This window comes from Methanoregula sp., assembly GCF_023227875.1.
GTDB lineage: Archaea > Halobacteriota > Methanomicrobia > Methanomicrobiales > Methanospirillaceae > Methanoregula.
The window spans coordinates 23,278-43,459 of the sequence record NZ_JALOCH010000017.1; the positions used below are offsets into that span (position 1 = coordinate 23,278).

Annotated in this window: 19 protein-coding genes; 12 read left to right on the forward strand and 7 right to left on the reverse strand. The window is 56.1% G+C overall.

The window, feature by feature from the left end:
* Positions 1-5 precede the first annotated feature (5 nt).
* The 3 genes from M0R30_RS13595 to M0R30_RS13605 all read left to right on the forward strand — a co-directional run bounded on the left by M0R30_RS13595 (position 6) and on the right by M0R30_RS13605 (position 1,313).
* Entirely contained in the window at positions 6-584 is a 579-nt protein-coding gene (locus M0R30_RS13595; RefSeq protein ID WP_292547827.1) for a DUF2178 domain-containing protein, read from the forward strand.
* 12 nt (positions 585-596) lie between these two features.
* The gene (locus tag M0R30_RS13600) at positions 597-821 is read left to right on the forward strand and encodes a helix-turn-helix transcriptional regulator (protein ID WP_292547829.1); all 225 of its coding nucleotides are present in this window, start codon (positions 597-599) and stop codon (positions 819-821) included.
* A 213-nt stretch (positions 822-1,034) separates the two neighbouring features.
* On the forward strand, positions 1,035-1,313 hold the full coding sequence (locus M0R30_RS13605) for a VOC family protein (protein ID WP_292547831.1): 279 nt from the start codon (positions 1,035-1,037) through the stop codon (positions 1,311-1,313).
* Between the two features lie 81 nt (positions 1,314-1,394).
* Here M0R30_RS13605 and M0R30_RS13610 read toward each other — a convergent pair whose 3' ends face one another.
* The 6 genes from M0R30_RS13610 to M0R30_RS13635 form a co-directional block, all read right to left on the reverse strand.
* A complete protein-coding gene (locus tag M0R30_RS13610) occupies positions 1,395-2,531 on the reverse strand; it encodes an adenosylcobinamide amidohydrolase (RefSeq protein ID WP_292547833.1) in 1,137 nt (378 codons plus the stop codon).
* Positions 2,528-3,568, reverse strand: a complete 1,041-nt coding sequence (locus M0R30_RS13615) for a cobalamin-binding protein (protein WP_292547835.1) — start codon at positions 3,566-3,568, stop codon at positions 2,528-2,530. Before M0R30_RS13615 ends, M0R30_RS13610 begins: the two co-directional genes overlap by 4 nt.
* Positions 3,569-4,315 (reverse strand): sugar phosphate isomerase/epimerase family protein, encoded by a 747-nt coding sequence (locus M0R30_RS13620; protein ID WP_292547837.1) that lies wholly within the window; start codon positions 4,313-4,315, stop codon positions 3,569-3,571.
* A 6-nt stretch (positions 4,316-4,321) separates the two neighbouring features.
* Positions 4,322-5,614, reverse strand: coding sequence for an ABC transporter ATP-binding protein (locus M0R30_RS13625; protein ID WP_292547839.1), 1,293 nt, complete (start codon positions 5,612-5,614; stop codon positions 4,322-4,324).
* On the reverse strand, positions 5,611-6,558 hold the full coding sequence (locus tag M0R30_RS13630) for an iron chelate uptake ABC transporter family permease subunit (RefSeq protein ID WP_292547841.1): 948 nt from the start codon (positions 6,556-6,558) through the stop codon (positions 5,611-5,613). The genes M0R30_RS13625 and M0R30_RS13630 overlap by 4 nt, the downstream gene beginning before the upstream one ends.
* Before the next feature lie 190 nt (positions 6,559-6,748).
* On the reverse strand, positions 6,749-7,114 hold the full coding sequence (locus M0R30_RS13635) for a hypothetical protein (RefSeq protein ID WP_292547844.1): 366 nt from the start codon (positions 7,112-7,114) through the stop codon (positions 6,749-6,751).
* Positions 7,115-7,387: 273 nt separating this feature from the next.
* Here M0R30_RS13635 and M0R30_RS13640 point away from each other — a divergent pair, with 273 nt between their 5' ends.
* From M0R30_RS13640 to M0R30_RS14805, 8 genes are all read left to right on the forward strand, one after another.
* Positions 7,388-10,063, forward strand: a complete 2,676-nt coding sequence (locus tag M0R30_RS13640; RefSeq protein WP_292547846.1) for a hypothetical protein — start codon at positions 7,388-7,390, stop codon at positions 10,061-10,063.
* The gene (locus M0R30_RS13645) at positions 10,053-11,822 is read left to right on the forward strand and encodes a hypothetical protein (protein ID WP_292547848.1); all 1,770 of its coding nucleotides are present in this window, start codon (positions 10,053-10,055) and stop codon (positions 11,820-11,822) included. The genes M0R30_RS13640 and M0R30_RS13645 overlap by 11 nt, the downstream gene beginning before the upstream one ends.
* Positions 11,823-11,826: 4 nt before the next feature.
* Positions 11,827-13,635, forward strand: coding sequence for a type II/IV secretion system ATPase subunit (locus M0R30_RS13650; RefSeq protein ID WP_292547850.1), 1,809 nt, complete (start codon positions 11,827-11,829; stop codon positions 13,633-13,635).
* Entirely contained in the window at positions 13,614-15,419 is a 1,806-nt protein-coding gene (locus M0R30_RS13655; RefSeq protein ID WP_292547852.1) for a type II secretion system F family protein, read from the forward strand. The genes M0R30_RS13650 and M0R30_RS13655 overlap by 22 nt, the downstream gene beginning before the upstream one ends.
* 30 nt (positions 15,420-15,449) lie before the next feature.
* On the forward strand, positions 15,450-16,358 hold the full coding sequence (locus tag M0R30_RS13660) for a hypothetical protein (protein ID WP_292547854.1): 909 nt from the start codon (positions 15,450-15,452) through the stop codon (positions 16,356-16,358).
* A gap of 263 nt (positions 16,359-16,621) precedes the next feature.
* Positions 16,622-17,002, forward strand: a complete 381-nt coding sequence (locus M0R30_RS13665) for a nucleotidyltransferase domain-containing protein (protein WP_292547856.1) — start codon at positions 16,622-16,624, stop codon at positions 17,000-17,002.
* 187 nt (positions 17,003-17,189) lie between these two features.
* Positions 17,190-17,411: a hypothetical protein gene (locus M0R30_RS13670; RefSeq protein WP_292547858.1), complete on the forward strand. Its 222-nt coding sequence runs from the start codon at positions 17,190-17,192 to the stop codon at positions 17,409-17,411.
* Between the two features lie 100 nt (positions 17,412-17,511).
* The gene (locus M0R30_RS14805) at positions 17,512-17,652 is read left to right on the forward strand and encodes a hypothetical protein (RefSeq protein WP_366513139.1); all 141 of its coding nucleotides are present in this window, start codon (positions 17,512-17,514) and stop codon (positions 17,650-17,652) included.
* Here M0R30_RS14805 and M0R30_RS13675 read toward each other — a convergent pair.
* Positions 17,633-17,827: a hypothetical protein gene (locus M0R30_RS13675; protein WP_292547860.1), complete on the reverse strand. Its 195-nt coding sequence runs from the start codon at positions 17,825-17,827 to the stop codon at positions 17,633-17,635. The two genes, M0R30_RS14805 and M0R30_RS13675, sit on opposite strands and share 20 nt — an antisense overlap.
* A gap of 775 nt (positions 17,828-18,602) precedes the next feature.
* Between M0R30_RS13675 and M0R30_RS13680 the strand changes: the two genes are divergently transcribed.
* Entirely contained in the window at positions 18,603-20,036 is a 1,434-nt protein-coding gene (locus M0R30_RS13680; protein WP_292547862.1) for a PQQ-binding-like beta-propeller repeat protein, read from the forward strand.
* Positions 20,037-20,182 lie beyond the last annotated feature (146 nt).

Genomic DNA, 20,182 nt, shown 5'->3' on the forward strand with positions numbered 1-20,182 from the left:
CTATTATGAAACGAATTACCTATCTTACCTGTACCCTCATCGTTGCCTGCATGGTGGCCGCGATGGTCGGGTGGTCGATGGCTGCCGGCAATTTCCTTATCCCGGTCATCGCCATCCCGCTTGGGATTATCGTCATCATTGCCTGCCAGGCACAGGTTGACATCGTAATCGCTGATGAACGGGAGAACCGGATCCGGGGCAGGGCCGCGCTCCGCACCCTCGAAGTCGTTGCTATCGGGGGTGCGATTGCCGCGATCATCCTGTATTCCTACATCGTGAGTATCCCGCTCACCCCCATCATCACCGGAAAACTGGTAATTACCGATGACGGCAGGCAGTCCATGACGATTGCCGAGTACCAGCCGGGGAGTGTTCCGGGCCCGGACACCCTGGTCCGGTCAACGACTATCAACGACCTGAGTTCGATGAACGAGAGCGAGGCGATCGCGTACAGTTCCTATATCCGCGAAGGGTTCAAGGAGAACGAGAACCGCGGCCTTGCAGGAATGACGATCGGGGGATGCCTCGCGGCCATGCTTGCGATCTTTGGAGCGTTTTATCTTTATTACGACAGAAAGTATTAACCACAGGGTACCATGAAGAACAGGATCAAGGTCCTCCGGGCCGAGCGGGACATGACGCAGGAGCAACTTGCCGAGCTCGTCGGAGTGACCCGGAACACGATCATCTCCATGGAGAAGAACAAGTACTCTCCCTCCCTGAAGCTCGCATACCGGATCGCCCATCTTTTTGGCGTCGGTATCGATGACGTTTTTACCTATGAAGAGGAGATTGACGGCCCATCCGGCGATGATGAGTGAGCCGTAAACGACAGAAAAAAATTTAATCCCGGAATACCGCCCGGCCTGCATCGGAATTTTGGTACTCTCCCACGGGCATAATACAATTTTGTAAATATCACTGCCCATGGCAAACATTGCGCATTTCGAGATCCCACCGACAATGTCGACCGTGCAAAGCACTTCTACACGAACCTCCCTGGCTGGAAGATTGCCCCGATCAGGACACCGACCATGGACATGGAGATGATGGCAAAAATCGAGTACCAGGAGATCACGCTTGGCGAACCTGCACTCGGCACCATGAACATGGGCGGGATGTTCAAGCGGCAGGGTGACGAGACCATTAGGAACTACGTGATGGTCGGGGACATTGACAAGGTGCTCGTGAAGGTGGAGAACCTCGGCGGGAAGATCGCGATGCCAAAAAAGATGCTCAAGGGTGTCGGCCTTGTTGCGGTCATCCAGGACACCGAGGGGAACGGCTTCGGTATCTGGACACCGGAGAGGTAAGGCGAACGCCAAAAGAAGATTGGTTTTTGAGAGGTGGGGGCAGAATCTGCAATGCTTCATCTCAAGGGATCTTCTGCCCCTTCACACAAATGACGAGCATGTATTCCCGCTCTCCACCTCTTTTTGAACTTGGGCGACGACAGCCATACAGACATACTGGAGCATGCTGCAGGTCACGCTGGTGACCCGGGCAGGTTCATCTGTCGGGCAGATGATCCCGTATACCGCCCGGCATGCATCCTTTTTGGGAACCAGCCCCCAGCCGGTCTCGTCAACAACATGCAGGGCCGCAGCCACATGGATAACGGAGGACGGATCCTTTGCCCATGACCGCAGGACGTCAAGGAATCCTTCCCGCTTTTTACCATTATCCGGATCATACCCGAAAGAACCCGCTGCAATCTTCCAGAGTCCATCCTCCGTCACGCCGAACCGCCGGAGCCTCACGAGGGCGTCGTGTTGCGATGCAGGTGAAAGACCGGTTTCCATCTCCAGTGCTGTAGTCGTTGCACGGATTACAACCCGACCGATCAGTTCCCCGAGTTTGGAATGCTTGCCGGTATTCGAAAGATGACGGGACGAACCGGGATCCGCAACAATGACGATCATGTCTGTCCCGGACCCGGTGGCGATACCGGACGAGTAGATGCTCCGGGCCATCAGCTGCTGGAGAGCGGCGGCCTTTGCTTCAGAGGCCGTCATCACTGCCCGCGTCATGGCATACTCCGGAAGATCGGCATCGATAAGGATGATGATGTTGATCGTACCGCCAACCGGCTCGCAGGAGTCGCCATTCTCGTAGTACGAGGCCGGGTCACCGGCCCTCCCACCATTCCTGGCGATCCCGGCAGTCACGATCGCAGTGACGATGAGCTCCCGGAACGATTCGGTGACAATGGCCGTGTTTTCCATCTCTGCCCGGGTGATAAGGCCGGTGGCGGTTTCCGGGTCCATCCCTAGGTTTCGTGCAACACCATCGAGATACTGCTGCACGCTCCCGTTACCGGCATGGCAGGTATCGCAGGCTTCAAGAGAGATCTGGTGGTTGAAGATCGCCACCAGGTCCCCGCGGTACCCCCCGTTCATCCACGACGTGGAGAGTACATTGCGGGGCCCGGGGAAACGAATGGTAACTGCATCGGATGTCCGTTCCGCCATCTCTCCGTTGAGAAGGTGGATGGGTTCATTCAGCGGCAGGCGGATCACAGGCCCGCTCATAGCCGGTATCGCCTCATCAGCACGATGCAGGCACCGAGCCCGAGCAGGGCAACCTGACCGGCAAACCCGGGCGTCTTTGACGTTGTTGCCGGCAGGGCAACCGGGTTTGTCGCAGCCCGCTCGTAATGCCAGGAGTTGATAATCGTCGCCACCTGCTCGGTTGCATCGACGATGCGGGGGCCGGCCCTGCTGATCGTATCCGCGTTCACCGCATACACCCGGTGGTTCTTCACTGCCGAGAGTGATGCGTACTGCGGGTTGGTCATAAACGCTTCCAGGATCACATCCGAACTTGTCGAATCCATCCCGCCGCCCCCGTTCACGATGATAATATCCGGGTTGGCGGTAAGGAACTCCTCCAGCGAGACCGTACCCCAGCCGCTCTTTTCGGAGAAGCGGTTGACCCCGCCGGCATGTTCGATCGCATCGTTCTGCAGCGTGTCGTTGCCACTCACGTAGAGCGGGGAATGCCAGACCACGTGTGCCACCGTTGGTTTGTCAGTCTTTGAGGCTGCCGCGGCAACGGCAGAGAGCCGGGCCGAGAGGTTTGCGGCCAGTTCATCTGCCCGGGTCATCGTGCCCGTCAGGGTTCCGACCACGCCGATATCCCGGATCATGTCATCGATATTGCACGGGGAGACGACCACTACCGTCAGGCCGAGCCCGCGGAGCCGGCTCACGGTCTCCTGCGGGGTGATGTCGGATGCCACCACGAGATCCGGCCGAGTGGCTGCCACCTTCTCGGTGCTTATGGCCGAATAGCCGCCGATGCGGGTGATATTCTGTACTGCCGGGGGATAGTCGCAGACATCGGTCACCCCGACCATCCGGTCACGGAGCCCGAGGGATACAAGGAGTTCGGTGTTCGAGGGCGCCAGCGAGACGATGCGCTGGGGGATTTTATTGAGCGTGACTGCCGTGCCGGCATCATCGGTCACGGTGATGGCTGCCACCGGCTGGATCAGGCATGCCAGCAGGAGGACGAGCACCGGTACGATCCACGTAGCTGAGGTTTGGTTAAAAGACGTTGGATTCATTTACGATTCTCCGTTCATCAGTGGGGTCAGGTACGAGCAGCTCCGGTCCGCTGCATCCAGTTCTTTTGTCTCAATGACAAGGGTTGCATCCCCGGGGAGCTGCTGCATGACCGCGGGAAAATCAATCAAACCGTCCCCGCACGCGGCATGGTCATCGTTTGTCCCGTGGTTGTCGTGGAGATGGACATGGCAGAACCCACCGACAGCGAGAAATGCGCCAAGGTTCCCGTTCAGTTGCGCATGACCGACATCGAGCGTGCAGCCAAGATCACGTGCTGCTAGTTCCATTATGAACTTCGGACCACGGAAGTGGCAGCATTCCCACATGCCCATATTCTCGACGCAGGCACGGACCCCGTGTTCGTCCTGGAGGCGTGCAAGATCATCGAGTGAGCGGTGCAGGGCAGCACATGAGCGGGCCCGCACCTGTTCGTACGGTGCATAGCCCGGGTGGATGACGAGATGGTCCGCCCCGATCCGGGTACAGGCCGCCATCGTATCGTCCAGCACTGCAACCGATGCCTGCCGCATACGTTCATAGACCGATGCAATATTGATGTCGCTTGTCGGGGCGTGGACAGAATACGAAAACGGGTACTCGGTACAGGCGCTAGTGCCCGCGAGAATATCGTGGAGCCCGTCCGCAAGGATCTCCACATGCGTAGTCCGCTCCGAGAGGGTTGCAAGCGCTGTATTGAGCGGGTAGTCCATCCGGCAGAACGTGGAGATGTAGAGAGGGTGGGTCATGCGTAGTTACTCCGATAGAGGGGGGATTTTGTTGTCAGGCTGTTCAAGAAACAGGAGAATCCCGTCATAGGTGCTGGTGCATGAGGCACCGGCCGTGCAGAGATCGGTCATGGCTGCGGCTGCGGCGCCTCTGGCAAAATCATAGGATGTATACTCCCGGCCTTCCGGGAGGTGGACGATCACCTTGAACGGATCAGATTCACGGAGCACTGACAGGGCCGGCAGGTTACCGGTCCCGACCGGGTGCATGGGGAGGACGATCCGGTCGGCTTTTGCGGCCATGCGCCGGAGTTTCTCAAGTGAATGCGCCGGGATCTGCGAGAACGGCAGGACCGGGATGCAGGGGATCTCCAGCGCCCTGGCCGCACGATAATCCATATCGGTGGTAGCAAGGATGCCGGCCGAGAGATCATAGCCCCGTCCTGACAGGAAGTGCAGGAGATCCGCACCGCTTCCCCCTCCCGAGACAACGAGTACACGAAGGGGAGTCTCCCGAACGCCCAAGTTTTTGCGGGACCGGGCTGAAAGGGGCATCAGGAAGGTCCGGCCGGTGGCCGGGTGGCAGGCCGCGACCACCACCGCTCCGTACACTCCCCGGATCTTCTCCGGGGTCAGGACATCAGCGGGCGTCCCATCCGCAACGAGCATCCCATCCTTGATCATGATGAGGCGGTCGCAGTAGAGTGCGGCAAGGTTGAGATCGTGGAAGACACCGATGATCGTTGAGCCGGCACCGGCAAGATCCTTCATCAGCGAGAGGACGTCTGACTGGTGGGAGAGGTCGAGGTGCGAGGTCGGCTCGTCCAGCAGCAGTACTTTCGTGTCCTGCGCAAGGGCGCGGGCGATCAGCACCCGCTGCCACTCCCCTCCGGAGAGCGCCCGGATCGACCGGTCCTGTAAGTGGCTGATGCCGGTCTCTTCGAGCACCGTATGGCACCGGGCATAATCAGCCGGTGTGAGGGAGGAAAACCGGCTGGTGCGGGCGTACCGGGCCATCAGGACCACCTGCATCACCGTGTAGGAAAACGGGCGGCCCTCGTCCTGAGGGACAAAACCGAGCGCCATGCCCAGCTCCGCAGGGGAATATTCCGTGAGAGCCTTCCCGTCCAGTTCAAGGATGCCGCTTGACGGGAGCACGCGGCTGAACGCCCGCAGGAGCGTGGTCTTACCTGACCCGTTCGGCCCGATGATGCCCGTGAACGTGCCCGCGGCAAACGAACAGGAGACCGCTTTTACGATATCCTCCGTATCGTAGCCTGCGTGGAGGTTCTCTGCATTGAGGCTGAACCCGTCGTTCATCTGGTTTCACCCCGCTGGTAGATCAGCCAGATGAAGAACGGCGCCCCGATGAACGCGGTGATGATCCCTACCGGGAGATCCGAGAAGAACGTGCGGGCGAGCGTGTCGGCGATGACCAGGATGATCCCGCCGGCAAGGATGCTGGCCGGGATGACCACGCGGTTGTCCGGGCCAAGGAGCATCCGGACAATGTGCGGGGTGACAAGCCCGATAAACCCGATCGATCCGGCAATCGAGACTGCTCCCGCGACAAGCAGGGTGCTTGCTCCCAGCACGGTCCAGCGGGCCCGTGTCGCATCGATCCCGAGGTGGGCGGCGGTCTCCTCGCCGAGAGAGAGGGCGTTTAAGTCCCGGCCCATGAAGAAGAGAAGCGCACCGGCCGGGATGAGAAGAGCCGCCGCAAGCATCGCATCGGTGGACGATGCATTCCAGAACCCGCCCATCAGCCAGAAGAGGATCTGGTGGACGTTCTGGCCGGCAACCGCGATCAGGAACGAGACAAGAGCAGAGAAGAAGAACGAGACCGCGATGCCGGTCAGGAGCAGGGTCTCGACCGAGATCACGCCCTTGCGACCGGCAATCGACCAGACGATCAGGATCGCAACGACCGCACCGATCCATGCGAAGATCGGGACAAAAAAACCGCCCAGGAAGACGATGGCAAGCGAGGCCCCGAGTGCGCCACCGGATGACGTGCCGAGGATGTAGGGATCGGCCATCGGGTTGCGGAAGAGCGCCTGCATCGCTGCGCCGGCAACGGCGAGGCTTGCCCCGACAAAGAATGCGGCAAGGACACGGGGCAGCCGGATACCCCCGACGATGTCGGCAGCACCCGGCGCGGTGGAGACAAAACCGAAACCTGCCGGGCCGATGAACGTGCAGAGTACGAGAGTCAGGACTGCGGTGATGGCCAGGCCAATGATGAGGGGGATGGTTTTTGTCAAAGTGGGGGGTCACCCCGGTAAGGTGTAAGTTTTTCGGGTTGCAACCCGGGGAAAGGAAGACACAACGTATCGTCCGGGAACGTGGACGCAGCCCGGGGGTGAACCTCCGGCCTGCCAGGAGTGTGACACAACCGGGCACACCCTTTGCAGATTCCCCGCGAACACCCGTCAGCCAAAGTAGCGGGTCCCGTTACGCTGCCTTCGCGATGAACGTTCGCTCCTGGGTAATGGCGAAACGGATGAAGTCATCGCCGTCTTTTATGGATCCGGCATCCAGCGTTTTCTCGGATGCATCGTCCGAGCGGAACATCTGCACGCTGCCGTTCTCCTGCACCGGGCAGGAGTAGCGGACCTCGAGCGGGTTCTCATGGCCGTGGATCCCCGGCTTGTGGGAATAATTGTAGGCAAATGCAACGGCCCACCGGCTTTCCTGCATGTCTACATAGACGGTTCCGACAAGCTGCTGGTTGTCGTGCCGGATCATTACTTCTTCCTCAAACTGTTCAATGAGTTTCTGGGTTGTTGACTGGGGTTTGATTCCATAGATTTTTGCCATATCTTTTCCTCGTGATTTATGGTTCTGGTGTTCACATAACCGGGTATTATCCTGCCCCGTGTTGTCACGGAATCCATATGCATGAAGCATCAGGGTGATGATGCCGGATGTGTCCGGGGGAAATGGATTCAGTACCCTGTTAAATCAGGTTGAATTGAAACTATTTAAATTAATCATATTAACTTGAGTTAAAACAAATAGGCTTTAGTTCTTTGAGTTTAAAATAACTGGAAGTATCTTCGGAACTGCAGATTTGGCATAAGGGGGAGGGATATGCAGGAAATACAACACCACGGACACTCGCGGATCCCGGTCAGGATCTTCCTTGTATTCGTGATTGTATTCTGTCTTGCCGGAATGCCGGTCTCCGCCCGGTATGCCGCGCCGGAAGGAGCGAATGCCGGCATCAATCCCGGCGATCGTATCTTTCTTACCGAAGAGTCCCTGAACTTCACCCTGTTCAAAAACGCCACTTCCCTCCTCAACCCGGATTATATTGCCTGGCTTGACGGGTCGTCCCCTGTCGACTCGCAGAGCATTGACCCCAATACCGCCCGCCTCCGCAACCCTGTTACGATAGAGGATTCGCGGAGCCTGGCTCGGCTATTCCTGCCCCACTATAGCGATTCCACGTGGGGCACATCCTGGGTAGAGATCAAACAGGCTTCGGTTGGCAGCCTTAAAATCCGGCCGGTCAACACCGATGTCACGCCTCCTGCGGGCGACCCGCCGCTGACAACGATCCCCTATGATATGGACGTCCAGTTCCAGCTGGAGAGCACCAACCTGAATACCGGGAACTTTTCCAGCGGCTGGTACGAGTATATACTCACGCCCCAGGATCAGTCGGAGACGCACCAGGTGATCAACATGAACGGGGCAACGGTATCGCTCAAAAACCTGATGGAGGACCCGACCGCGGACAACAACACGCTCGCTTTCAATATAAAAGACCAGGGCATCACGAATACGGCGGGGACGTTCACCATGAGGTTCCGGACCCAGCAGGCCGACACCAACAAGCTCGACCTGTCGACGTCACTGGCGTTCACGGTGCGGACCCAAGGGCTGGCAGCGAATTTCAGCCCGCCGAACACGACCATGGGAAATACCGTCACCCTCAGGATCTACGGGAAACCGTATACCTACTATACCATCGTTGTCCCGGATTCCGATGACGGAAGACCCCAGTTTCCCAGCGGCACATACGATATCTATACGAGCCAGTACAATGTCACCGTCCACCCTGATGCAACCGGCGTCGTGCAGGTCCCCATGTATGTCCCCGTAATCGCCGGGGACACTTCAGGAACATACCGTTATTACTTTCCCCGGGTATATGCGACCCGTACCCCGTCCCAGTCAGTCACTGCCCAGCTGGCGGTCGGGGAACCGCCCGGGGGACTCACTACCACATCGGTCGTCCCGGTCAAACCGGATCTGGATGCAGACGAGTTCTTCAGCATCGGGGATACCATCACCATCAATGTCAAGGTCGGTAAAGACGTGGACACGGCATATTTCTATATCACCGGCCCCAACCTCTGCGCAAACGGGGCAAAACCCAGCGAACCATGGGTGTGTGTAATCGACGGGGATGCCGGCACGTTCGATTCCCTGCCGGTCTCCTCCGATATTGAGAATTACTACAAGTGGGACACCATGGGCACCAGCCTCGAGCCGGCAACCTACCGGTTGTTTGCCGGGAGAAATACTACCGGTTACCTGAAGCGGACCCTGGCTGCGGGAAATGCCAACGATTATATCGACATCGACCTCACCAACCCGTCCATCAATGCAAAGTTCCCGGAAGAGGCCCCGGGATTCTTTGCCAAGGGGGACTATGTTGTCTCTCTCTGGACCGCCCGGGGCAGCCCGTTCAAGGAGGGGACGGATGGCAAGTACGGGACGATCCGGTGGTATATCCTTGGCACGAACTACCGGTACACCGGCTACACGACGTTCCCGCTGCTGAAAGTTGACGGGTCGGGAGTATCCGAAGAGGAGATGGAGACCCTTATCAAGGGAGGCCACGATTTCCCGGGTTATTCCGGCATCAATTTTGCCAGGAATTTTTCCTACGGCCTCATGGAGGGTGACTACTACCTCGTGTACCAGCACCCGATGTTCAACAATGTCTTCGACATCTACCCGGAACAGGGCGCGGGTTATACCGGCACGTTCCGCAAACTCTACTCGACATCCGGTAACAAACAGCTGGATATCTCGACCATGGATACGAGCGACGCACTCTCCGCCATGCTGGGGCTGCTCAGGGATCCCGATATCGACGATTCCCTGCTCTCCGACCATTTTTTCATCCAGAAACCGTTGGTGATACTGGATCCGGTACTAAATTACGAAGTCGGTGACGAGATCCTGATGGAAGGATCGACGAACCTTGAAGAATCGTATGATTACCCCTACAACCAGATCAACCATCCGGCCGATAAGATCACGCTTTCCCTGTACACCTCTGATATGTACGCCGCCGGGAAAACCCAGAGTACGTATAAGGTCTACAGTACCGAGGGATCTCTCTCCTCGCTTGCAATGGGGGCAACCCGTAGGCAGGTATCATTCTCTATCCCGGCGCAAACGACCGCCCAGATGATGCCGGGAGAATACGTGGCGGTCATCAGCTGCGAGGACATTAAGTATACGACCGAGATCACGTTCGTGCTGCACGAACAGGGATACCGGAAGAAGAACGGGATCACGGTAAAGTCGGAGATCGGAACTGATTTTTCAGCAGCTCAGGGAACAATTCGTCCCACCAGTGCTGTAACACCGGTAAAGACTGCGACGCGGTCCCCCACCATCTCCCGGACGGCAACGATACCTCCGACCACGAAGAGTCCCGGGATGAACGGAGTCGACGCAGCCTCTGCCCTGCTCATAATTTCAGCGATCCTCGTCTCCGCACGGAGGTCCGGCCATGAACGTTAGAATCGACCAGAGATTTCTCAACCGGGTGATCATCATCCTTGTTGTGTGCATGATCGTTACCGGGGTCCTGATCGGCCTGAAGACGTTCGGGTTCCTCGGGACGGTCCCGAAAAGCCCGGATGCATTGTCCGCCGGCAATGTGACCGGGGGAGATGCGGGGGATGCGGCGGGGAACACTCCCGTCCGCACCAGTACCCGGCAGCAGAATGTCACCGCCAACAACACGGACGACCACAAAACCCTGACGCTGTCGTGGACCTATAACAACGAATCGTTCCAGTATACCCAGGTGGTCTCGAACAAAACGTATTACTCGTTCAGGCCAAAGGCAGTCCTGAACGGTAGGGCAAATGGATCGGCGCAGGATATCCGGCTCCTGCCCTACACGGTCACAACGGGTGACGAAGGTCTCATCCGCGGGATTGCCACCTATATCCTGTCGGAATCTGAAAAACACGGGTGGGGAGACTATGACACGGTGGGTAATCTCGTCTCGTTCTTAAGCCAGTACGATGGATCCGGATCTTTCCGTAACCTGAAGCCGGCAACTACCTACAAGTACCCGTTCCAGATCCTGTACGACGGGGGCGGATCCCGTGACGATGTGACAATCCTCGGGACATCACTCCTGGAATCCATGGGATACCCGGTGGCATTCCTCGATTACCCGCGCCAGTACGACCGGGGATATTTCATCTATGAATACGAGGGTATTGCCGTCCGGTGCGATGAGAGTGTCTCCGGGAAAAAATATTTCTTAGAGAACGCCACGGATATGGGCACTACCACCTGCTGGCCGGGTACGGGCCTGTGTTACCTGCCAAACGGGAGCGTCTTCCGGACGACTGACGGTATCCTGCGGGGGAATACCACTATCTTCTATACCGATAACCGGACCCAGGATGCCGGTGCTGCGGACTGGGATGTCCGGTCCGGTGTCGTATCGTACCGTGAGGGATTTGTCCTGCGTTCCGACCGGCTCCCGGCCTATCTCGAAATCGGGAATGCCACATGGATCTACCGGAAGTATTACTGTTATATCGATACCACCGATTCCTCCGTGCTCCCGGCTACGATCCCCGGGCCGCTGGCAAAAACGGATCCCCTGGTGGTTCCGCTCACGATTGATACCGGAGAGGGCATAAAAATATACCAGGATAACCGGATCGATGCCACCCTGAACGCCGCGCTCCGAAGCCCTTCGCCCCTCAACCGGACAAACCAGTCCGGGATGCCGAGCTTTGAAAAATCGGTCTCAAGCGAACTGAATATTCCCGTCCCCTCCGGGAACACAGATGAGATCCTGCCGGAAAACCAGCAGCTTGAGCAACAGTACTGGAATGATGTCTGGTATGACGAATCAACCTGGTACTATGATCAGGTATGGTACCTGGATGTCGTCAACTACAGCGTGATCGAACAGTCATATCTCTACACGCGGCAGAACGAGATCTATATCGCCCCGGCATCCGCATGGCGGATCCGGTACGCTGCGATACCTATCAATCCCCCGGACGAGGAACTGCCGGGACTCTCCACCTTCAGCGATATGCGGTTTGCCGTGTACAAGATCAACGAGGAGACGAACACCGCCGTCCTTTTCGATACGTTCTCGTACGGGTACGCCACCGGGCAGGATGATGTCAAATACCAGTATTATTACGAGACCGGCACGTTTTACATCGCGGTCTTTGTCAGGAACTGTGAAGCCGATGTTGCAGTCCAGATGCACGGGAAGAAACCGGTAACAGGGGGGTGAAGGTATGAACAATACGATCTCGAGGATAATAAGAAGGTTCGAACACCTGAAAGGCACTCCGGATAAGGAAACCGGCGCGGGGAGTCCTGAGGTAAAACCCCAAAGCGAGACGGGACCGGTAATCCGGAAAGTACGGCAATGGTTTTCTTTGCCCTCAGGAAAAATACCGGATCAACTTGCCGGCAAACGGCCGGCCAAAGAGCCCAAAAACGCATTTTCCAGCCTCATGGAGATGCTGCCCGTCCCGAAAAAAACCCACCCCCTCCCGGGATTGCAGGACTGCCACACTGATGATGAGATCGTGGACCGGATCATCGGCGAACACCAGCAGTATGAAGAACTGCCACCACTGCCACCGTTCACCGGAGTTGACGAGAACTGGGTCCGGGACCGGTACTGGCTCGTCCCGCCCTTCTCCTACGTGAATATCACCAAGGACTGGGAGATGAACACCCGGTACGAGATCATCGAACCGAAGGTTACGGAAAAAGAACTGATCATCCTTGAAGAGACCTACGAGCAGCTGCGGACGCTCCTGATCTACGATTCGCCGGTCAAACGGGAGAGCGAGCTTGACGAAGAGGAAGTAAGATCGATCATCCGCTCGTTCGACCCGAAGATCCCTGATGACCGGACTAATATCCTTGTCTATTACCTGAACCGGAACTTCACCGGGTACGGCAAGCTCGATCCCTTCATGCACGACGAACAAATCGAAGATATTACCTGCAACGGGGCCGGCATCCCCATCTTCATCTACCACCGGAAGTTTGCCAACCTTGAGACGAACATCGTCTTTGGCAACGAGGAACTCAACAAGTACGTACTCAAGATCGCCCAGAAGGCCGACAAGCAGATGTCGCTGACATCGCCGCTCGTGGATGCAGCTCTCCCCGGAGGCGCGAGAGCCCAGATCACCTATACGGACATCATCTCCTCAAAAGGCAGCTCGTTCACCATCCGGAAGTTCAAGGCCGACCCGATGACACCGGTCGACCTGATCGTCAACGGGACCTACAATTCCGAACTCATGGCGCACATCTGGCTCTGCGTGGAGAACAACAAGAGTATGATCGTTGTCGGAGGCACCGCGAGCGGGAAGACCTCCACCATGAACGCCATCTCGTTTTTTATCCCGCAGACAACCAAGATCGTTTCCATCGAGGATACCCGCGAGATCCAGCTGCCCCACCGGAACTGGCTGCCGATGAGGACGCGGGAGGGCGGGAAGAACCTTGATGCCGGTGATGTCGACATGTTCCTCCTGCTCAAAACAGCCCTGCGGCAGCGTCCGGAGTTCATCATCGTTGGCGAAGTGAGGGGTGCCGAGGCCCAGACGCTCTTCCAGGCCATGAATACCGGCCATACCACGTACTCCACGCTCCACGCGGGGGGGGTCAAGGAAGCGATCAACCGGCTCACCCACGATCCCATCAACGTCCCCAGCGTGATGTTCGAGGCCCTCAACCTCATGCTCATCCAGGGGCTGCAGTACAATGACGGGGTGGGATTCCGGCGCTGCCTCTCGTTAAACGAGATGAATGTCAGCGAGGGCGATATCCGGTGGTCCCCGCTGTTTGAATGGAATGCCCGGACCGACCGGTTCGACCAGGTCTTCACCACCTCAAAGACCCTCGATGCCATTGCGTACAGCCACGGGTGGTCGCCCGGGGAACTGAACGCCCAGGTCCAGGTACGGAAGAAACTTCTTGACCGGATGGTGGAGAAGAAGATCACCTGCATCGATGAGATCTCCCATTTCATCAACGAGCTCAGGAAGAACTCCGAACAATGCCGATACTCGAAAGAATAGGGACGGTTGCCAGCCTCCAGCGCCTGGATAAATCCTTAAAGGGCGCCCACATGCCCATTGCGGCACCCGTCTATTTCCAGTACGGGGTCATCCTTACGCTGCTTGCCGCGCTGGGATACCTGCTCGTGCAGTTCCTGCTCATGATATTTGGGATCGAGTTCAACCTCATCCCGTTCCTGCCTGCCATCGCGACCCAGGTCCTCCTCTTCTGCATCCTCGTCCCGGCGGTCTTCTTCGGTACCCTGTATTACCCGGCGCTGGTTGCCCGGGGCAGGAAGACGCGGATCGAGACCGACCTTCCGTATGCCATCACGTATATGGAGGCACTCTCGACCACGGTCACCCTCTATGCCCTGTTCAGGAACGTGTACGAGGCCGAACAGCTCTACGGTGAGGTGTCGCACGAATGCGGGATGATCGTCCGTGACGTGGAACTCTTCGGGGAAGACCTGCTGACGGCGATGCGTCGGCTCCAGGAAATTACACCCTCGGAGAATTTTGCCGATCTCTTAAACGACCTTGCTCTCGTGTACCGGACCGGCGGGAACATGAAGGATTTCTTTGACTCGCGGTCGGACAGTTACCGGGAGATTGCAAAACAGGAACTCGAGGCCACGCTCCAGATCATGGAGATGCTGGCTGAGATCTATGTCACGGTCTTTGTTGCCGGCCCGATCGCCATCAGCATCATGCTGGTTGCGCAGAACCTCTCCGGGCATTCCGGCCAGATGGCAGGAATCATGCCCCTGATGTACCTGGGTCTCCCGCTGGGAGCGATGATCTTCATCTTCATCCTCTACGTGCTCCTCCCGCCCGACAATATGGTGATTACCCACGGCGAGACCAAGGATACCGAGTTCAATGACGAGATCCTGGAGAAGAAGCCAAAAGAGGAGTATGATCCTGCATTCATCAAACAGATCGAGGCCCGCAAACAGCAGATCAAGTATGCAGATATCTTACGGCACCCGTTCCGGTACTTCATCGCGGATTATTCGATCGGGCTGCTCATGGGGATGATCCTTGCTGTCCTTGTCATTGTCACGTATTTCACCGGCATGTTCGCACGGATATTTCCGGTTTACACGCTCGAAATCTTCATCTGCATAACCGCGATTGCCCTCATCGTTCCGCTGATGGTGGCATACGAGTCCCGCCGGTTTTATGTCAACAAAGTCGAGGCGCAGATGCCGGAGTTCCTGCGGGATATTGCCGATATGAAGGATGTCGGCATCACCCTTCAGGGTGCAATTGCCATCGTCTCGACAAGCAAACTGGGCGTGCTCGCCTCGGAACTGAAGATCGTCTCGGAGGAGCTGAAATGGGGGGCCAGCACATCGAGCGCCCTGATCCGCATGGAGGAGCGGATCGGGCTCATTGCGGTGAAACGCGCAATCTCCCTGATCGTCAAGGCCAGCGAGATCACCGACCAGTTGCGGGAGATCTTAACGATCGCAATCAGCGACCTTGATCACTATCTCAAGATGAAGAACAAGCGGTTCAATGTCTCGTTTGTCTATCTTGCGGTGATTTATCTCTCGTTTGGGATCTACCTGTACTGCTCGTTCCAGCTGAACGATGCGTTTGTTGCGAGTTTTGCGAAGATGAACGTGAAGTTCGATATTGCGGGAAATGTCCGTGACATGTTCCGGGTTGCGATCATCATCGGGGGATTCTCCGGGCTCATGGTCGGCCAGCTGACGTCGAACAACCTGCTGAGCGGGCTGAAACATACGATCGTGTTCCTCGCGGGAGCGATTATTGTGTACGTGTATATTCTCTGATGAAAGGAAACCTGACGGAGGAAAAAAACCATGAAGAATGAAGACGGGGTTGCGGCGGTTGTCGCACTGATGCTGCTGCTGGCAGTGATTGTCACGTTCCTGTCGCTGTACGCGACAACGTACCTGCCGGCACTCAAGCAGCAGGCAGAGATCGAACAGATTACGAGTGTCAAGGAAGCGTTCATGCGGTTCGATAACGATATGGACCGGGTGCTCTCTGAAAAGGAGACCACGTCCTACGGGGAGACGATCCGGCTGGGCGGGGGGGATATCCTTCTCAACCCGGAGAAGTCGAGCGGGACGGTGTCGGTTGAAGATACCGGTGAACTGTTCCGGATTACGGTGGATGGTTCCGAACCGGTTTTCTTCAACAGCAGTACCGTATCGTTCGAGCCATCCTTCTCGTACTGGGAGAAGCAGGGGTATTCCTGGCAGTACGGGTACATCAACGTGACCAAGGGAAAGAAGGAGACTCCGCTGTCCTATAATACGATGGATGAGGTGACCGCAAGCCGGATCCCCGGGTATGCCGGGCGGTTGCTGGAACTATCCGGCACCGCATACGAGAGCAACCCGGACTACCTCAGGAACCTGACGGTCACTGCCGTGACGATTGAACGCGGATCTGCACCGGGCGAGGACCGGTACGAAACGAGCGGCAACGGGGCCTGCGTGCTGCGGATCAATGCCAGCGTCAATATAACCTCATACCAGGACACGAGATCGCTGGCGGTCACGATAGCAGATTCGCCGCTCCATCCGGGACTGGCGGAATATTCCAATCACCAGATGAACGTTCTGGCCTCCCGGTATTCCGTGCACCTGTCCCATCCCTTACCCGTGGATGACCATACCCGGACCCTGATCGTGAATTCGAATCTGTTATACCCGGTGACCGTGACCGTAAAGACCGTGACGATAGCGGTATATGTCCGGTAAATGACGGGCACGTTTTTTAGTATATCGGTGCCTGATCCGGATATTACATGTGCGAGGAGATCAGGCAATGCATTATGAAAAAGGATTGAATGCTTGGTGATTTTCTGGTATCTGTCACCACTCCAGCGCACGTTTTTCCCCGGGGTGTTGCAGACTGGACCGTAGGTCCTGGGAAAGAATAAAAGGAATGCAGGGAACATGGTCATGAGGAGACTATTTCGTGCCCATTCACCAGGGATCGTCTGTGAAACAACAGGACGTCCGTGTATACGGATGCAGCGCTGAAAACGATTGAGCAGCTCAACGGGTACGGGCACGTGCAGTTTATCATTCTCTTTGGTTCGGCAGGAGAGAACCGTATGACCGGGGAATCGGATATCGATCTCTGCCTGTATTATGATGGAGATCCTGCCGATGCTGCACAGTTCCGTCACGCGATCCTGTCAGCTCTTCCCGGGACACGCTATGATGTCCAGGTCTTCCAGTCCCTTCCCTTGTACGTGAGAGTTGAGGTGCTTAAAGGAACACCGCTCTTTGTCCGCGATCCGGTATTTTTATACGAGAAAGCGGTCGAGACGCTCCGGGATTTTGATAATTTCAAACACCGGTTGTACGATTATACCGGGCAGGCTGCGATGCCATGACAAAAAAACACCTGCGGGAGACGATCGTCCGTGTCAAACCAAAAAAAGAGTGCCGAAGGCGTCCCGGCCGGGCAAGAGCAATCCAGCAATCCGTGAATAACTTTCCAGCTCATCTCCTCTTATTGTTGTGACTGTACTGAAAAGTTGATGAACCTGACCCTGAAATACATATATGAAAGGAATTCTTATGGAAAATTATACAACCGATGAGATTATTTTTGTTGTGGAAGAGTCCCCGGAAGGTGGCTATCTCGCCCGTGCCCTGAATTATTCCATTTTTACAGAAGCAGATACTTTCGAAGAATTGAAAGAGATGGTGCATGATGCGGTGTCCTGCCATTTTCCCCAGAAAAACCGCCCCCGTCTGATCCGGCTTCATCAGGTACGAGAGGAACTGATGGCAGTATGAAACTGCCAAGGGATGTTGATGGCGACAGACTTGCCCATCTGCTATCATCCCCGGGTATCGTATCGATCATCAGACAGGCAGCCATCAGCGTCTATCAGCAGTGATTGACGGCAAAACGCATAACCTTACGATTCCCTGTCATAAACCACTTCGCGTGGGTACATTGCATGGGATCCTTAAGGATATTGCAGAGCATCAGAAGATCCGATTCGAACAGATAGTTATTGAATTGTCTGGGTAATGGCATGCCGGTCTTCCCATTCTTTGTGGGGGGTTCCGCAGGCATAGGATCCAAAGAGAATAATCTGGTCTGGATGGACAACAGCGACGATCCATTTCACTATCTCCCGGATAAGAGCGGGAGTAAGTGTTGTTATCGGGAGAATCGAATCCGATCCGGTTGCTGCCAGGGGCATATGCGTTCTTCTCTCACGAAGATACGTGCACTCGTTATCTATTCCTTTTTCCCCCGGGTGTGCCGATCCCCAGTACTTCACTCCATTTGAGCCCGAACTAAAGAAAAGTGTAAGATCCAGCCAGCACAACGATCGTGCGGCCATAATGCAACGGCACTATAAAAGGGATACTGACCGGTTCGTACCTGTTGCCAGGATGTCTCCGGATGTGGTATCCCGGGACTTATTTTCCTCCCGGAACCCCCCCTTATGAGCACCCGGCACTACTTCATCCCTCCCCCGGCCAAACGGGGCCCGTATCGGGCTCCGCTCACGTCTCCGAAAATGCGTGGACACTCTCGGTGACAAATCGTGTCCACATTCCCGCCCCGGCCGGTTATTTACGTCGGAGAATCCTGGCATCGGGTACGATACCCTGTTCACGTGCAGATGTGGCCGGAAAAACGCACCTTCACTCCATCATGGGCACAAAATATCCGTGGCCGGCCACCGCGGTGGGAGTTTTTTTAGGATTCCGATCGGGGAAAAGTGGGGATTATCTGGGGGCAGCTCCACCCGATTGTGGTTTTAAATAATACGGCCTGTTTTTCTGCCCGACAATTTCTGGTACCCGGCTGCGCCAGCCGTCCGCCCGGGTTTTATCACCGACCGCAATCCAAAAGATAACTTAAAATAAATTGTGTTAGATCAAGTTAGCTTGTTTATGGCGGGATATATAATCTTGTGAGTATTCTGCCATGAGCAGAAAAAACGTAAAGGAGTTGAAACCTTGAACATGAAGAAAAGAATTGCGGCACTCGTTGCCGCATGCATGCTGCTCGCGGTGATGGCCCCGGCCGTTGCTGCGGCAGACTACCAGAAGAGCGCGCAGTTCATGGGATATTTCGAACGTAACAATGTTACGAATACAATTGAAGATACAAAACCCGGCGGGTACACCTATGTCAACCCGGATGCCCAGCTGACTACGGTTGCCGACGCAGTGGGAATCGCATTCCGAACAACGCACGCCCCGGGTCCAGATGACTGGCCGCAGTTCCATTACAACGTAAAGCATGACGGGTACTCGCCGTCTACCGGGCTCCCGTCTGACAATTCATCCGCCTGGTCGAAGTACTTCCCGGTCATCGGCACGGTGAACCCGATCATAGCAAATGGAAAGGTGTTCATCCTGACGGGCTACGCGGGGTTCGATGAACCTGCTGGTCTCACAACGATCAACCTGACATGCCTGGATGAATCGGATCCTTCGCAGATCCTGTGGAACTTCACGCTCCCGCGCACCATCCACTGGGGTTCCTGGGCAGCGCCCGCAACCGATGGAGACTACGTGTACGTTTCTTCCGATGACAAGCACTATGCCATCAATGTGACGACCGGCGAAGAGGTCTGGAACTTCACGGGATTCAGTTACGTTTCAAACGGGGGGCCAGCCATCAGCGATGATATGGTGTTCCTAAGCGATTCCGGGGATTATTCTATTCCTCTGAAGAACGGGACGTACTATGGCCTGAACAAGGCCAACGGAGCGCTCCGGTGGACATTCAACTGGACAAATGCAAATCCGGTATTTAAATACTCGCAGGCTTCACCGGCGTACGATGCAACGGACAACTCTGTTTACGTCACCGGCTATAATGCCGATTACAATCAGGGCTACCTGTATAAGGTCAATGCCACCACCGGAGTACAAATCTGGAGCAATTATACGGCCACCGGTGTAATCCTGGGGGGTTCCGCCTCCTTTGATACAGATAATGTCTATGTTACCTCATACCTGTATGGCGGGAATGGGAAACTGTATGCATATTCCAAGGACACTAGTGTCCTTAAATGGAGTAAGACAATTGCAGGCACAGATGCCACCCCCGCAATAGCAAATGGCCTTGTCTATGTTAGTGGTGGAACTGCAGGCTCCGGGGGGAGTACCGGTGTCTACGCGTATTATACCGATGGTACACTCGCATGGCGCAAACTTAATGCTGGTATGGGTGGCTGGACCGACTCGGTCTCCGTTGCCAACGGCTACGCCTTTGTCGGACATGAAAATTCCACATATCCAATCTATTCCTACGATTCAATCTACGCCCTGAATGCGACAACCGGTGCAACAGTGTGGTTCTACCCGCAGGGTGGTGCAACGGCCGCGATTGCAAACAGCAAGGTGTATACGAACGGGAACAACGGGTACCTGTACCGGTTTGGGTGAGCCATAAGTACACTCACACGTGTTCATTTCCCCAAACGAAAAAAAATCTCTCCCTTTTTAATACCAAATCCACGGCCAGAAACTACGAACAATTTTCACGCGCGATTGTCTCCGCACCTCCATTGTTCCCGTTCGATCCCGTGGGC

Excerpts from the sequence above, each read along its gene's own strand:
- M0R30_RS13595 (WP_292547827.1), top strand. The coding sequence starts at position 6 with ATGAAACGAATTACCTATCTTACCTGTACCCTCATCGTTGCCTGCATG.
- M0R30_RS13600 (WP_292547829.1), top strand. The coding sequence starts at position 597 with ATGAAGAACAGGATCAAGGTCCTCCGGGCCGAGCGGGACATGACGCAG.
- M0R30_RS13605 (WP_292547831.1), top strand. The coding sequence starts at position 1,035 with ATGGACATGGAGATGATGGCAAAAATCGAGTACCAGGAGATCACGCTT.
- M0R30_RS13610 (WP_292547833.1), bottom strand. The coding sequence starts at position 2,531 with ATGAGCGGGCCTGTGATCCGCCTGCCGCTGAATGAACCCATCCACCTT.
- M0R30_RS13615 (WP_292547835.1), bottom strand. The coding sequence starts at position 3,568 with ATGAATCCAACGTCTTTTAACCAAACCTCAGCTACGTGGATCGTACCG.
- M0R30_RS13620 (WP_292547837.1), bottom strand. The coding sequence starts at position 4,315 with ATGACCCACCCTCTCTACATCTCCACGTTCTGCCGGATGGACTACCCG.
- M0R30_RS13625 (WP_292547839.1), bottom strand. The coding sequence starts at position 5,614 with ATGAACGACGGGTTCAGCCTCAATGCAGAGAACCTCCACGCAGGCTAC.
- M0R30_RS13635 (WP_292547844.1), bottom strand. The coding sequence starts at position 7,114 with ATGGCAAAAATCTATGGAATCAAACCCCAGTCAACAACCCAGAAACTC.
- M0R30_RS13640 (WP_292547846.1), top strand. The coding sequence starts at position 7,388 with ATGCAGGAAATACAACACCACGGACACTCGCGGATCCCGGTCAGGATC.
- M0R30_RS13645 (WP_292547848.1), top strand. The coding sequence starts at position 10,053 with ATGAACGTTAGAATCGACCAGAGATTTCTCAACCGGGTGATCATCATC.
- M0R30_RS13650 (WP_292547850.1), top strand. The coding sequence starts at position 11,827 with ATGAACAATACGATCTCGAGGATAATAAGAAGGTTCGAACACCTGAAA.
- M0R30_RS13655 (WP_292547852.1), top strand. The coding sequence starts at position 13,614 with ATGCCGATACTCGAAAGAATAGGGACGGTTGCCAGCCTCCAGCGCCTG.
- M0R30_RS13660 (WP_292547854.1), top strand. The coding sequence starts at position 15,450 with ATGAAGAATGAAGACGGGGTTGCGGCGGTTGTCGCACTGATGCTGCTG.
- M0R30_RS13670 (WP_292547858.1), top strand. The coding sequence starts at position 17,190 with ATGGAAAATTATACAACCGATGAGATTATTTTTGTTGTGGAAGAGTCC.
- M0R30_RS13675 (WP_292547860.1), bottom strand. The coding sequence starts at position 17,827 with ATGCCCCTGGCAGCAACCGGATCGGATTCGATTCTCCCGATAACAACA.
- M0R30_RS13680 (WP_292547862.1), top strand. The coding sequence starts at position 18,603 with ATGAAGAAAAGAATTGCGGCACTCGTTGCCGCATGCATGCTGCTCGCG.